The sequence below is a fragment of the Collinsella sp. HCP28S3_E9 genome (assembly GCF_052065455.1).
GTDB lineage: Bacteria > Actinomycetota > Coriobacteriia > Coriobacteriales > Coriobacteriaceae > Collinsella.
In genome coordinates this window covers 31,596-45,038 of record NZ_JBQHTZ010000006.1, presented here as the reverse complement: position 1 = coordinate 45,038, position 13,443 = coordinate 31,596, and the positions used below count along the sequence as shown (strand labels likewise).

12 protein-coding genes are annotated in these 13,443 nt (G+C 59.5%); 9 read left to right on the top strand and 3 right to left on the bottom strand.

The genetic code is table 11. The features are described 5' to 3' along the window. Positions 1-201: 201 nt before the first annotated feature. The 7 genes from ACTNA2_RS04205 (at position 202) to ACTNA2_RS04175 (ending at position 6,760) form a co-directional block, all read left to right on the top strand. Positions 202-1,206, top strand: coding sequence for a LacI family DNA-binding transcriptional regulator (locus ACTNA2_RS04205; RefSeq protein ID WP_441048688.1), 1,005 nt, complete (start codon positions 202-204; stop codon positions 1,204-1,206). 214 nt (positions 1,207-1,420) lie between these two features. Next, positions 1,421-1,759: a PTS lactose/cellobiose transporter subunit IIA gene (locus ACTNA2_RS04200; protein ID WP_006234827.1), complete on the top strand. Its 339-nt coding sequence runs from the start codon at positions 1,421-1,423 to the stop codon at positions 1,757-1,759. 411 nt (positions 1,760-2,170) lie between these two features. After that, on the top strand, positions 2,171-3,181 hold the full coding sequence (locus ACTNA2_RS04195) for a hypothetical protein (protein WP_441048687.1): 1,011 nt from the start codon (positions 2,171-2,173) through the stop codon (positions 3,179-3,181). Positions 3,182-3,491: 310 nt separating this feature from the next. Further along, the gene (gene lacA, locus ACTNA2_RS04190) at positions 3,492-3,920 is read left to right on the top strand and encodes a galactose-6-phosphate isomerase subunit LacA (protein ID WP_006234830.1); all 429 of its coding nucleotides are present in this window, start codon (positions 3,492-3,494) and stop codon (positions 3,918-3,920) included. Between the two features lie 63 nt (positions 3,921-3,983). After that, entirely contained in the window at positions 3,984-4,508 is a 525-nt protein-coding gene (lacB, locus tag ACTNA2_RS04185) for a galactose-6-phosphate isomerase subunit LacB (RefSeq protein WP_346981957.1), read from the top strand. Positions 4,509-4,886: 378 nt separating this feature from the next. Continuing rightward, entirely contained in the window at positions 4,887-5,768 is an 882-nt protein-coding gene (locus tag ACTNA2_RS04180; RefSeq protein ID WP_427748000.1) for an aldose 1-epimerase family protein, read from the top strand. Between the two features lie 56 nt (positions 5,769-5,824). Continuing rightward, a complete protein-coding gene (locus tag ACTNA2_RS04175; protein WP_427793974.1) occupies positions 5,825-6,760 on the top strand; it encodes a hexose kinase in 936 nt (311 codons plus the stop codon). A gap of 269 nt (positions 6,761-7,029) precedes the next feature. On the opposite strand, the gene ACTNA2_RS04170 is transcribed toward ACTNA2_RS04175, so the two are convergent. Beyond that, positions 7,030-8,658: a UDP-glucose--hexose-1-phosphate uridylyltransferase gene (locus ACTNA2_RS04170; protein WP_441048686.1), complete on the bottom strand. Its 1,629-nt coding sequence runs from the start codon at positions 8,656-8,658 to the stop codon at positions 7,030-7,032. Further along, positions 8,649-9,854 carry a galactokinase gene (locus ACTNA2_RS04165; protein ID WP_441048685.1) on the bottom strand — a complete coding sequence of 402 codons (1,206 nt, stop codon included), beginning with the start codon at positions 9,852-9,854 and terminating at the stop codon, positions 8,649-8,651. Before ACTNA2_RS04165 ends, ACTNA2_RS04170 begins: the two co-directional genes overlap by 10 nt. A gap of 383 nt (positions 9,855-10,237) precedes the next feature. Here ACTNA2_RS04165 and ACTNA2_RS04160 point away from each other — a divergent pair, with 383 nt between their 5' ends. Both ACTNA2_RS04160 and ACTNA2_RS04155 read left to right on the top strand, forming a co-directional pair. After that, positions 10,238-11,224, top strand: coding sequence for a LacI family DNA-binding transcriptional regulator (locus ACTNA2_RS04160; protein WP_441048729.1), 987 nt, complete (start codon positions 10,238-10,240; stop codon positions 11,222-11,224). A 129-nt stretch (positions 11,225-11,353) separates the two neighbouring features. Further along, positions 11,354-12,514: an FprA family A-type flavoprotein gene (locus ACTNA2_RS04155; RefSeq protein WP_427793971.1), complete on the top strand. Its 1,161-nt coding sequence runs from the start codon at positions 11,354-11,356 to the stop codon at positions 12,512-12,514. 65 nt (positions 12,515-12,579) lie between these two features. On the opposite strand, the gene ACTNA2_RS04150 is transcribed toward ACTNA2_RS04155, so the two are convergent. Next, positions 12,580-13,383 (bottom strand): DeoR/GlpR family DNA-binding transcription regulator, encoded by an 804-nt coding sequence (locus ACTNA2_RS04150; RefSeq protein ID WP_441048684.1) that lies wholly within the window; start codon positions 13,381-13,383, stop codon positions 12,580-12,582. Between the last annotated feature and the right edge of the window lie 60 nt (positions 13,384-13,443).

Below are 13,443 nucleotides of genomic sequence, written 5' to 3'. Positions count from 1 at the left end.
CCGCCCGGTGGCTCTGTGTTTGCACAATGGCAACGTTAACATTTGGGCGATAAAAGCCGTTCGGGGAAGCAAAAATGTCGGTGAACGGTAGGTTTTGGGTGGTGAGCGTATGGTGGGGGAGGCGTTAGATATACTTGAAGACGTTTCATTTGACTGCGTAGGGTGCCACCAATGGCATCGTTGACATAGAAAGATCGACCTATGGCCGCTGTTAAAAAATCGGTTTCCGTTAAGGATGTGGCGCGCCTCGCGGGCGTCTCAGAACAGACGGTCTCGCGCACCGTCCACGATTCGCCCAGCGTGCGCCCCGAGACCAAGGAGCGCGTGCGTGCCGCCATGCGCGAGCTGGGGTATCGCCCCAATTTTGCCGGTCGATCGCTGCGCCGCGGCAAGTTTAAGACCGTCGGCGTCGCCATGTTCAACATTACCGGTACCGGCAACCTCGACCGTATGGAGGGCTTTGCCGCCGCCGCCGATAAGCACGGCTACGCCATTACCCTCACTAAAGTAGATGGACATCCGTATACCCTCGAGAGCGCATCGTCGCGCATGAGCGCACTGCCGGTGGATGGCATGGTTGTGATCATGAATCGCATGCCGGTGGACTTTGGCACCTTTGAGCCGCTGCCTGGTATGCAGACGGTGCTCGTTACCATGCTGGAGCACCCGCTGTGCTCGACGGTCGATAACGATCAGTTCGATTGTTCGCGCCAGGTTGTCGAGTACTTGCTGGGGCAGGGACACAAGACCGTGCACTTTATCTCGTGTCCCGAACGCTCGCTTTCGGGCATGCAGCGCGAGGAGGGCTGGCGCGAGACATTGCGCGCGCATGGTATTGAGCTGCCGCGACTCATCCGTGGCGACTGGACGGCGCGGAGTGGATATGCCGCAGGCCAGGCTCTGGCGGACGATCCGACCTGTACTGCCATCTATGCCTCCAATGACGCCATGGCCTACGGCTGCATTCGCGGACTCGAGTCGCGCGGAAGGCGTGTGCCCGAGGACGTGAGCGTGGTGGGGGTTGATGATAGTCTGGGCGACATCGTGCCCGATCGTCGCCTGACCACCGTGCGCTTTGACAACAAGCGTGTCGGCATGTGGGCAGTCGACAAGATCGCCGGCGCCGAGGGAGTTGCGTCTGGCGTGGAGCACATGCTGATCCCCGGCGTGCTCGTAGAGGGCGATACGGTGCGCGATTTGCGTTAGGGCGCGGTCCTGTTTGGGTTTCCGTTAATCATGTTTGATATTGTTCGAAATGGTTTGGAAACCGTTCGCGGGTTAAAAGTGACCGTTCATAGCTCGAAATTACGTTTTGTATTGTTCTTTATTGTTTGAATGTTAATGTTTCTGTCATACACAGCGCAGCGCGGATGCCCGGACGCGATGCTCTCCGTTGGTTCATATGTGAAAGGAACGCAATATGGCAACCAAAGAAGAAATCTCGATGGTTGGATTCGAGATTGTTGCATACGCAGGTGACGCCCAGACCGATCTGCTTGCAGCGCTCGATGCTGCTCGCGAGGGTGACTTTGAGAAGGCCGAACAGCTGCACAAGGATGCCAGCGATGCACTTATCGGCGCCCACGACACGCAGACCAAGCTGCTTTCGCAGGAGGCCGGCGGCGGCGAGATGGAGATGACCTTCATCATGGCTCACGCTCAGGACACCCTCATGACCACTATGATCTTGGAGAAGCAGACCCGCTTTACCATCGATGCCTACAAGCGCATCGCCGAGCTCGAGGCCAAGCTCGCCTAACGAGCCCTCACAACCAAGCCCCTTCCAAAAGTCCTGCCGCTACCCGCAGCAGGGCTTTTTCTGTCCTCCTCCAAGTTGCGGTGAAATAGGGGCTGACGGCCCAAAATGATCCGTTCTCCTCCGTCCCCAGGGGATCGGTTGGCAGCGTCGCCACGAAACTGGCGCATCTACTACGTTTAACCCGATACCCCCGAACACACCTGCGTTTCATGAAAAACTGCAAGCGTTCTACCTGTGGTTTTGTTTTTACGCCACGGGGCATGGTCGGAGATAGGCGGTTAAACGTAGTAGATGGGCCCATTTCATGGCGGGCAGGCCATGCAGCAGTCTGTTGCGCCTCTTGCCGTTCGGTTTTTCGCTGGGTGGGTATACTTCCATCCGCAATACAGTCCGGAATGAGGAGGTATCCAAATGCCGGACAACGGATCGATTCAAAAGAGAGACGCGAGCGAGATGGCTCATGGGCGTCCTGTCCAGATAACCGAGCAAACAACGGTGACCGAGCTGCAGCCCAGCCTGTCCGATGTCGTGTGCGCAAACAAAAAGCTGCAGATTGGCTTTATCGTTGCGCTCGTGGTACTGGCGCTGCTGTCGGGCTTTGTGGCGCGCCCGCATTTTGCCGATACCAAGACTTGGGACTCCACCATCGAGGTCATCGATCAAAAGAAGGGCAATGTATTGGCGCTCACGACCTCGTGCGTCGCCCTATCTGCGGGCATTACCGCGCTGCCGGGTGATACGGGAACGCCGGTTGCCGAGCAGCTCGCACAGCTTTCGGGTAATCTTGGTATCGTGCTTGCCGTGCTATACCTAGAGAAATATTTACTCACGATTTTGTGGTCGGTTGGCCTGGGCATCCTGATCCCGTTTGCGCTGGTGCTCTTTGCAGCGTCGCTCGGCAGTCACGGACGCTGGAGCACGAGCACGGTCATTCGTCGCGTGGCAATGCGTGTGCTGGTGGTCGCCATAATTAGCATGGTGTTGGTGCCCGCGAGCGTATGGGTGTCGCAGAAGGTTGATGAAACGTATCGAGTGAGCATCGAGGCGGCCGAGCAAAAGGCGACTGACGCTGCGAGTGCGGCAGATAGCGATAGCTCCAAAGCAAACAAGAAAAAGACCGAGTCCGCAGAGTCCAAGAACGTGCTTGAACAGCTTGCCGACGGTGCCTCGGGTCTCGTCACGACGGTGACCAGCGGCGCCAAGCAGATGACCGATGAGATTGTGCAGCAGGTGACCGATCTGATCGAAGGCGTCATTGTGATGATAGTGACCTCGTGCGTTATCCCATTGCTGGTGCTCGCGGCGTTTTTGTGGCTGGGGCACACACTGCTGGGGATTGATATTTCCGGGCCGACGAATTATTTGACGGGCCGCTTTCTGGGCACTCCGTCCAAGCATGCCAAGAAGGGCGGGCAGTCCTAGTAGCTAAAACAGCTGTATATACCGGGGAATACCGCCGAAGGGCGGCCGAGACACGTTCTCGGCCGCCCTTTTGTTTGTTGAACACATGGTCGCTACGCCCGCGCCCGGTCCAAACGGTCAGCAATCATCCGTGAACGGTATTTGTTCAAAAAAGAACAAAGATAAACAAAAAGTTGTTGCAGTTACTGTTCGAATGTGTTCAAATAAACATGAACAGTGAAGAATCGCACATTCAGATGCCCGGACCTGAACGAGATTCAACACTTCCAAACAGAAACAACGCACCTGCGTATCTCTCAAGGAGGATGTCATGAGGGTTGTAATCGCTTCCGATGCCGACGGTATGTCGATGAAGGAGTCCATCAAGGAGATGCTCATCGCCGATGGTCACGAGGTCGTCGACTATTCCGAGACCCCTGCCGCGGACTTTGTCGATTCCGCTACCGCCGTTGCCAAGGACCTGCTGGAGCACAAGGATTCCCAGGGCTTCGCATTCGATAAGTACGGTGTCGGCTCCTATATGGCCGCCGTCAAGATCAAGGGCATGGTCGTCGCTAACATTTCCGACGAGCGTTCCGCCTACATGACCCGCGAGCACAACGGCTCGCGCATGGTCACCATGGGCCCGGGCGTTGTGGGCACCGAGGTCGCCAAGAAGATCGCCCGCGAGTTCCTGCGTGCACAGTACGCCGGCGGCCGTCACCAGATCCGTGTCGACATGCTCAACAAGATGGCCTAACGAGAGCCACCGAGAACTCGAACTTCTACCTCAACTTGTGAATTCAGACGAAAGGACGTTCTGATGAAGAAGACCATCGCAATCGGTTGCGACCATATCGTTACGGACGAGAAGATCTATCTGGCCGACCGCCTGGAGCAGGCTGGCTACCAGGTGCTCGACTGCGGCACCTACAGCCACACCCGTACGCACTATCCCATCTACGGCAAGGCCGTGGGCGAGGCTGTTGCCAGCGGCAAGGCCGACTTTGGCGTGGCCCTGTGCGGCACCGGCATCGGCATCACCAACGCCGTCAACAAGGTTCCCGGCGCCCGCTGTGCCCTGGTTCGCGACATGACCTCTGCCCTGTATGCCCGTCGCGAGCTCAACGCCAACATCGTGGGCTTTGGCGGCAAGATCACCGGTGAGTTCCTGATGGCCGATATCATGCTTGCCTTCCTGGAGGAGCCCTACGAGAAGACCCCCGAGCACGATGCCCTGATCGCCAAGATCGATGCCTGCAATAAGGCCGACGCCGAGGCTCAGGCTGACCCACACTTCTTTGACGAGTTCCTGGAGAAGTGGGACCGCGGCGAATACCACGACTAGTGGGGTTACGCGGTTTTGCCAAACCGCGTAACGGGTCGACGCTGCGCGACGCCCAGGCACCCCATCTCGCCACTCAAACCGTCGCTCGCGTACATGAAGTACGCGTCGCTCCTCTTTCGCGGCGACCTGGGGCACCTGATCGCCGCTCGCTGACGTTGGGGGCACCTGTGGGGTTACCGCTGTTGTTGCGAAGCTTTCTGGTTCAGTAAGCTGCTCCGATAACACGTTTGCTTACTTGGCTTGAGTGCTTCGCTCTTGGCGGTACCCGGCATTCTGCAGCTTTTCAATTGACGGCTCGCGTTTCTGTGAGGGGGCGCGGGCCGGTTTTCTATCAGCCCTATTGACTTGGTGGGCTGTCGTAAGAAAGGGAAGACTCCTATGGAGTTTGTTCTTGATAACGGTTCTATCCGCGTGGCACTGAGCACGGCGGGCGGGTCGTTCACTTCTATTGCGGCCAACGGCCGTGAGTACCTGTGGCAGGGTGATCCGGCAGTCTGGTCGGGCCAGGCCCCCATTTGCTTCCCGATCTGCGGTGGCCTTCGTGACGGCCACGCAATGACCATGGGCGGCCGCGAGGTAAAGCTCGCCCGCCACGGCTTTGCGCGCAAGCAGGAGTGGAAGCTCGAGGAACAGAGCGACAACATGGTTGCGCTGAGCTTAAGCTCTGCCGACCATGCCGAGTTGCTCGAGCAGTACCCGTATCCGTTTAAGATCGTTGCTCGTTACACGATCGATTCGGAAAAGGTTGCCGTGTCGTACGAGGTGACCAATGAGGGCACCGAGGACATGCCGTTCTTTGTGGGCGGTCACCCCGGCTTTAAGTGCCCGCTCGACGAGGGCGAGTCCTATGACGACTACGAGCTTCGTTTTGAGCAGCGTGAGGCCACCGACCTCTGCACTGCCGTTCCCTCGACGGGCCTGATTGATGTTGAGCATCGCAGCAAGAACCCGATGGTTGGCCATGACCTGCCGCTGACCCACGAACTCTTTGACTTTGCGGAGACCATCTTTGACGTGCTCGAGAGCCGCGTGGTTACGCTGACCAAGAAGACCGAGGACAAGGGCGTGCGCCTGACGTTCCCCGATATGCCGTACCTGATTGTGTGGAGCAAGCCCGAGGGTGACTTTGTGGCCGTGGAACCGTGGGGCGGCCTGTCCACCTGCTCCGACGAGGACGATATTCTGGAGCACAAGCGCGGCTGCCTGGTGGCCAAGCCGGGGGAGACCGTCACCCGCGGCTTTGAGATCGAGATCCTTTAACGAGCTATCGTATGTTTGGGGTCGCGCGTGTCGTGCCCCGGAAACAGGAGTTCAATATGATTCTGACTGTTACCATGAACCCGTCGATTGATACGCGCTATCAGCTCGATAAGCTGGTCATCGACGATGTTAACCGTGTGACGCCCGAAAAGACCGCTGGCGGTAAGGGCCTCAACGTGAGCCGTGTGCTGCTGCAGTTGGGCGACGATGTGCTCGCGACTGGCCTGCTTGGCGGTCACATGGGTGCCTATATGGCCGAGCTTATGGATGCCGACGGCGTCAAGAACGACTTTGTACCCATTGCCGGCGAGACGCGTATTTGCCTGAATATTCTGCACGAGGGTAATCAGACCGAGCTTTTGGAGAGCGGCCCGCAGATCGCCCCGGCCGAGCTCGAGGCCTTTACGGCCAAGTTCGCCGAGCTTGCAGCGAAGGCGGACGTTGTGACGCTTTCGGGCTCGCTGCCGCGCGGCGTCGATGCCGGCTACTATGCCGAGCTCGTCAAGATCGCCGAGGAGGCGGGCGCCAAGGTGCTACTCGACACCTCGGGTGCATCGCTGGAGGCCGCGCTGGAGTCCGAAGCTAAGCCCGAGCTCGTAAAGCCCAACCTGACCGAGATTAACGGCCTGCTGGGTACGTCCTTTACGACCGATGATGTCGATGCTCTGCGCGAGGCGCTTGCCGCCGATGACCGTTTTGCCGGTATCCCCTGGGTCGTCGTTTCGATGGGCGCTGCCGGCTCGGTGGGCTTCCATGAGGGCCGCGCGTTCCGCGCCAAGACGCCCGCGATTGCGGCTGTAAACGCGACGGGTTCCGGTGACTCGACCATCGCCGGTTTTGCGCATGCCATTGCTGCTGGTGCCGACGACGTCACGGTGCTCAAGACCGCCAATACCTGCGGCAAGCTCAACGCTATGGATCCCAAGACCGGCCACCTGGTCATGGACCGCTGGGACGAGGTCTACAACAGCGTAGAGGTAACCGAACTTTAGAGTTACGGCGTACCGAACAAAACGAGAGTGGATAATCTCCCATTTTGGGCTCGCAAGCGGGCTTAGAGTGGGAGATTTTCCACTCTCATGAGAGGCAGCTAATTTGGGACGGGGCTATTTTGACTACTTCTAGATGCAAAGTAGTCAAAATAGCCCCGTCCCAAATTAGCTGCCCTTGCACCAAAAACGGCGCCCGCCGGCGATGTTGCCGGCGGGCGCCGTTGTCTTGAAGACGAAATGATCCGTTTTCCTCCGTCCCCAAGGGATCATTACAGCGAGTTGATAAAGCGCTGCTGGGCGGCGCGACCGGCTTCGTCCCACTTAAAGACGCCGGCGTTGTCGAGCACGTGGCCAAACACCATGCCGACCTCCTCGTGCAGGATATCGATGGCGCTATCCGCCGTAAGCTCGTCGGCGCGGCGGGCAAAGACGTCCTCGGCCCATGCGGCGTGGCTGCGGCAAAGGTCGTCGCCCTCGAGCGCGCCGGCAAGGTCGTAACTGACATCGGCCTTGGCTGCCAGCAAGTGCTCGCGGACAGCGCCGAGCTCGGGAACCAAGCGCGGCGGCAAAATGGCCAGGCCCATGACCTCGATCAGGCCGATGTTCTCCTTCTTAATATGGTGGTACTCGGCATGCGGGTGAAATACGCCCAGCGGATGCTCGTCGGTTGTGATGTTGCAGCGAAGTGCCAGGTAGGCCTCGTAGATCTTGCCGCCGGCATTGCCGCGAGAGTCGACGCGGCGGATGACGGGCGTCACAGTGTTATGCGCCACGCCGTCGGCTGTGTGCGCGATGACGCCCACAGACTCATCGGTCCACTCGCGCCAGGCGAGGATAATCTTCTCGGCGGCGTCGAGCAGCTGGGCGCGGTCGTGCGAGCGCAGTCTCAGCACCGAGAGCGGCCACTGCAACACGGTGCCGCTGACCTGGTCAAAGCCGGGCACGTTAAACTGCGAGACCTCGGCGGCATGCATCATGGGGAACTCGTGCGCGCCGCCCTGGAAGTGATCGTGCGACAGAATCGAGCCGCCCACGATGGGCAGGTCGGCGTTGGAGCCAATAAAGTAGTGCGGGAACAGGTCCACAAAATCGAGCAGGCAGGTCAGTCCCTTACGGTCGACGTGCATCGGGCGATGCTCGGCGCTCATGGCAATGCAGTGCTCGTTAAAGTACGCGTACGGGCTGTACTGGAAGCCCCAGCGCTCGCCGTCGAGCTGGATGGGTATGACGCGCAGGTTCTGGCGAGCGGGATGGGCGCCGCCGTCGGCAGCGGCGGAGCGTCCAGGGTAGCCCTCGTTCTCGATGCACAGTTGACAGGCGGGATACTTCTCGCCCGTGTTCTTTGCGGCGCCGGCCGCGGCAATGTCGCGCGGGTCCTTCTCGGGCTTCGACAGGTTAATGGTGATTTCCAGGTCGCCCCAGTTGGTGGGGGTGCTCCATTTGATATTGCGCGCGATGGCGGCGCGGCGCACGTAACCGGCGTCACAGCACAGACCATAGAACCAGTCGGTCGCGGCGCGGGGCTCGTTGACGCCCATGCGTCCGTTGAACTCCTCGTTTACAACCGAAGGCCTCGGCATGAGCGCGCCCATGATGCGCATGGCGATGCGGTCGCGGCCCGACGCCGTGTCCTCGGCAGCGCCGTTGGCAACGGCGTCCTCGGAAAGCGCGGCAAGCGTGCCCTCCAGGTCAAAATTGGGGAGCGTATCGGGGTGCAAGAGCGAGAGCTTCTCGTTCTGCATCGCCCAAGCCATGTCGAGCGCGGGACCCGTGGCGCCGATGCACTCGAGAATGGTGTTGTAGGCCCAGATGCGGTCATCCTGTCCGATCATGGATCGATGGATGGCATACTCAATCAGGCCCTGCGCGGCCTCGCGCACATCAGTCATTACAGCCATGCCGCGTAAGCCCCCTTGTCAGAAATTGCGTAGTGGCGGGCAGAGCCCTCGCCCAGCCAGCCGTTCATCTTGATGATGAAGGTGTCGACAAGATCGAGTGGCACGAAGGCCTGGATAGTGCCACCAAAGCCGCCGCCGTGGATGCGGACGGCGCCGCGGCCGTCGAGCACATGCTCGGCCAGCGCCAAGGCATACATGGAAGGTTGCTCGGAGCCCAGTTTGGCGACGACATTCTGCAGGTACATGGCGGAGCTGGCACCGGACTCGCGCGTCAGGAACAGGAACTGGTCGATGTCGCCGGCGCTAAGGGCTGCCCAGCGCTTATCGACCAGGCCGTTCTCGTACCAGTAGTGAAGGGCGCGCAGGCAGGCACGGTCGCCCAGCTTGGCGCGTAGCTCAGGGAGCTTGGCGTCAAAATCCACCACGTTTACCTCGCACAGGCGTGTCTTGCCAAACTCGGCGGCGACGTCCTGCATCTCGCGCGGAACGGCGGCGTAGTCGTCGGTGGCGGCCACGTGGTCGGCGCCAACCTTAACGAGCACGAGCGCATAGCCGTGATCCTCAAAGTTGAGTTCGAGCTTCTGGGTTTTAGGCTGAGCCTGGTCCTCAAAGTCCATGTAGGCGAGGCCGCCCAAGCAAACGGCGGCCTGGTCCATAAGACCGCAGGGCTTGCCGTAATAGTTGTTCTCGGTGCGCTGGCTCATCTGGGCGAGCGCGACGGGCTCGATGGCGGGTGCGCCCCAGAGCGCCTCCATGGCACGACCGTACGCCGCCTCGACAGCAGCGGAGCTCGAAAGACCGCCGCCCGAGGGAACGGAGCAGGTGAAGGCGAAGTCGAAGCCCTGGGGCTCAACGCCCAGAGCAGCGATTTCGTGGGCCATGCCGCGGACGAGGCTTGCGGACGTGCCCTTCTCGGACTCCTGAACATCTAGCGTATCGAGCGTGATCTCAAAGGTAGGATAGCCCTCGTCGGCGACGCGGATCTTGTTGGAGTCGGTTGCCACGGCGATACCGTCAACGGCGACATCGAGCGAGCCGGCGATAACATGGCCGCCCTCGTGATCGGTGTGATTGCCGCTGATCTCAGAACGCCCGGGTGCGTGCACGTAGAGCACCTGGCGGTCGCCGATGGGTCCAAACTCCTCCTCAAACAGCTTGGTGAGCATGGTGAGTGTCTTTTCGTCGGGGGTGGTCATGGGAGTCCTTTCCTTGGCGCGCACGGGTGAGTTTTGCGTCGCTATGAATACGTTAACAACTTGAAGCGGCATGAACCAAGTGTTCACGATGCCGCACGTTACGGGCTATGTTAACGTACTCATAACAGATCTCTTGTCACTTTTTGAGAATCTGGTAGTCGGTAGAATTACAGCCGTGAACGGTACCGCCGTATGGACTTATAAAGCAGAAGAGATACAGATAGAAAAAGTAGAGTACGTTAACATGCGTCCGACGATAGCGGGCCTCGGAGCGGGATATATTTCTGCCCGGGCCGGCATGCACGCTATTCAGATCTCGCAAGGGTGAAGGTGATTCTGTGGCAAGGCACTCGTCCAACGATACAGGTACGCGTCCGGTCTCCATGGCCGACGTCGCCCGCGCTGCCGGTGTTTCGCAGCAGACGGTTTCGCGCGTCGCCAACGGCTTGCCCAACGTTAACGAGCAGACGCGCCAGCGCGTGCAGGCCGCTATGCAAGAGCTCGGTTTTCGTCCGAGTTATGCCGGCCGCTCGCTGCGCGACGGCCGTTACCATTCGGTCGGTCTGTGCGTCAACGATATCACCAAGTTTGGCAACCTCTCAATGATCGATGGCATCGCCAGCGCTGCTCGAGAGCATAATTGCGCCATCACGCTGGTCGAGATGTCCAAGACCGAGGAGTTTTCGCTTGCCGAGGCCACGCGTCGTATGGCTGCGCTGCCGGTGGACGGCATCATCATCGGCATGAGCCGCATGGCGCCCGATTTTGAGACGTTTGATCCGCTGCCGGGCATTGGCACGGTTATTGTTACCATGTACGCGCACCCGCGGGTGACCACGGTCGACTCCGACCATTACGGCTGCTCGCTCTTGCTTATGGATCATCTGTTTGAGCTGGGGCACGAGCAAATTCGCTATATTGGCGGCCCGTCGTTCTCGGTCGACGAGCAATTTCGTCGCGCCGGCTGGCAGGATGCGCTCGAGCATAAGCACATTAAGCCGCAGGCGCCGCTCGAGGGCGACTGGTCTGCCAACAGCGGCTACGAGGCCGGCAGGTACCTGGCCGAGCACGATCGCACCATGACGGCGATTTATGCGGCAAACGATCAGATGGCAAATGGCGCGATTGCCGCGCTGCGTGATAGCGGCCTGCGCGTGCCCGAGGACGTAAGCGTGGTGGGCGTCGACGATTCGCTCGACGACTTTGTCGCGCATAACGAGCTCACGACCGTTCGTTTCGATTTACATCAGCGTGGACGCGAGGTGTTTGAGCACGCGGTTCCCGAGGCGGGTACGACGGGCAAAACCGTTGCTATTCGTATTCCCGGCCAGCTCATTATTCGACATAGCACGGCGATTCCACGCTCATAGTTTGCGCAGGTAAACGACGATTTATCGTATTTCAATAACAATCGGTAAGGATGCCGGCAGATAACAGTTGGAATGCTGCCAAGTGCTATGATAGACAAGTTATTTTGTCTATCTAGGAGGCTTTGTCTGATGGAGATCACCAAGGATATCCGCTACATTGGCGTCGACGACCACGACATTGACCTGTTCGAGGGCCAGTACGATGTGTCCGAGAACGGTATGGCATACAACAGCTACGTTATCTTGGGCGAAAAGATCGCTGTCGCCGATTCGGTCGACGGTGGTTTTGTCGACGAGTGGCTCGGCAACCTCGAGGCCGCGCTCGATGGCCGTACGCCCGACTACCTGGTCATCCATCATATGGAGCCTGATCACTCCGCCGGTATCGCCGCCTTTATGGAGCGCTATCCCCAGGCGCAGATTGTGGCCAGCATGGGTGCTTTCCGCATGATGGTCAACTACTTTGGCACCGACTTCCCCGAGCGCAAAATGGTTGTCAAAGAGGGCGATGTGCTCGACCTGGGCGGCCACAGCCTGACCTTTATCGGAGCCCCCAATGTTCACTGGCCCGAGGTGCTCTTCTCCTATGAGGCCACCGACAAGGTGCTCTTTAGCGCCGACGGCTTTGGCAAGTTTGGCGCCAACGACATCGAGGATCCCGAGGGCTGGGCTTGCGAGGCTCGCCGCTACTACTTTGGCATCGTCGGTAAGTTCGGCAAGTTTGTGCAGGCCGTGCTCAAAAAGGCTGCCGATCTGGATATTCAGATCATCTGCCCGCTCCACGGTCCTGTCCTTACCGAGAATCTGGGCTATTACCTCGACACCTACAACACCTGGTCGAGCTATCAGCCCGAGGACGAGGGCATCACGATTGCCTATGCGAGTGTGTATGGACATCTGAAGGCTGCCGTCGAGGAGCTCGCCGCAGCGCTCGAGGCTCGCGGCCAGAAGGTTTCCGTCTTTGACCTGGCTCGCGACGACATGGCCGAGGCCGTTGAGGATGCGTTCCGCTATGACCGCCTGGTGCTCGCCTCCATCACCTATCAGGGCGAGATCTTCCCATTCATGAGCACCTTTATCCACACGCTCGCCGAGCATGCCTACCAGAACCGCACCGTGGCGCTCGTCGAGGCCGGTTCCTGGACGCCCGCCGCTGCCAAGGTTATGACCAAGGAACTCGAGGGCATGAAGGACATCACCCTGGCGCAGAACAAGGTGACTGTCCTGGGCTCGCTCAACGACACATCGCGCGCCCAGATCGAGGCCCTCGCCGACGAGCTTTCCAAGTAGCGATATTTCGCTTTTAACGGGCAAAACCACCACAAAGGGGACAGGCCCTTTGTGGTGGTTTTTGTTTAAGCGCCGGCGATGATGAGGGCTGGACGTGCGCTGTCGGCGGCCTCGGCGATTGAGGTGGCGACGGCGGCGTCGGGGTCGCTGTCCATCACGATGATGTCGACGTCGGCAAGCTCGGCAAAACGGTACATGCCGCGTCCGTTGACCTTACTGGCGTCCATGAGGGCGACGCTTTGACGGGCGGCACCGACCATAGCCGCTTTGGTCTCGGCCATCTGCGGAAAGTCGGTCGTAAAGCCGCAGCCGGGAACAAAAGCGCCAGGACACATGACGGCAAGGTCGGCGTGGACCATTTGGAGCGCCTGCATGGTAAGTGGGCCGTACAGATAGCGATGACCTTTGCGCAGTGCCCCGCCCAGCATAACGACATCGACCGAGGGCATGCTCTCGTCAATATAATCGGCGATGGTAATGTCGGCCGTGATAACGGTGATGCCGTCGCGCTGATCGAGGAGTCGGACGAATTCGAGCGCCGTGGTACCCGAGTCGACGAGCAGCGTGTCGCCGTCATTAACGAGCCCGATGGCGCTTTGCGCGATGGCCTGCTTGGCGGCGACGTTGACATTGATGCGGCGATCTTGTGTGGAGACGGTCAGGCGTTTGTGGAGCGATACGGCACCACCATGTGTGCGACGCAGCTTGCCTGCTTCGGCGAGCGCGTCCAGGTCGGCGCGGGCGGTGACGGAGGACACGCCAAAGGTCTGGGCGATTTCTGCTACCTGCACCGAGGCGTTATGCTCGAGTATTTCCATAATGGCGGTACGGCGCTCGTCAGCAAAAGCACGGTTGGTAGCTTGGGCCATATTTGCTCCATTCTCGGCTAAATTTGCAGGAATTGTGTTGACTCTATTTTCGTTCATTTT

Bases quoted from the DNA above. Each gene is read 5' to 3' on its own strand.
- ACTNA2_RS04205 (WP_441048688.1), top strand. From the start codon at position 202: ATGGCCGCTGTTAAAAAATCGGTTTCCGTTAAGGATGTGGCGCGCCTC.
- ACTNA2_RS04200 (WP_006234827.1), top strand. From the start codon at position 1,421: ATGGCAACCAAAGAAGAAATCTCGATGGTTGGATTCGAGATTGTTGCA.
- ACTNA2_RS04195 (WP_441048687.1), top strand. From the start codon at position 2,171: ATGCCGGACAACGGATCGATTCAAAAGAGAGACGCGAGCGAGATGGCT.
- lacA (WP_006234830.1), top strand. From the start codon at position 3,492: ATGAGGGTTGTAATCGCTTCCGATGCCGACGGTATGTCGATGAAGGAG.
- lacB (WP_346981957.1), top strand. From the start codon at position 3,984: ATGAAGAAGACCATCGCAATCGGTTGCGACCATATCGTTACGGACGAG.
- ACTNA2_RS04180 (WP_427748000.1), top strand. From the start codon at position 4,887: ATGGAGTTTGTTCTTGATAACGGTTCTATCCGCGTGGCACTGAGCACG.
- ACTNA2_RS04175 (WP_427793974.1), top strand. From the start codon at position 5,825: ATGATTCTGACTGTTACCATGAACCCGTCGATTGATACGCGCTATCAG.
- ACTNA2_RS04170 (WP_441048686.1), bottom strand. From the start codon at position 8,658: ATGGCTGTAATGACTGATGTGCGCGAGGCCGCGCAGGGCCTGATTGAG.
- ACTNA2_RS04165 (WP_441048685.1), bottom strand. From the start codon at position 9,854: ATGACCACCCCCGACGAAAAGACACTCACCATGCTCACCAAGCTGTTT.
- ACTNA2_RS04160 (WP_441048729.1), top strand. From the start codon at position 10,238: ATGGCCGACGTCGCCCGCGCTGCCGGTGTTTCGCAGCAGACGGTTTCG.
- ACTNA2_RS04155 (WP_427793971.1), top strand. From the start codon at position 11,354: ATGGAGATCACCAAGGATATCCGCTACATTGGCGTCGACGACCACGAC.
- ACTNA2_RS04150 (WP_441048684.1), bottom strand. From the start codon at position 13,383: ATGGCCCAAGCTACCAACCGTGCTTTTGCTGACGAGCGCCGTACCGCC.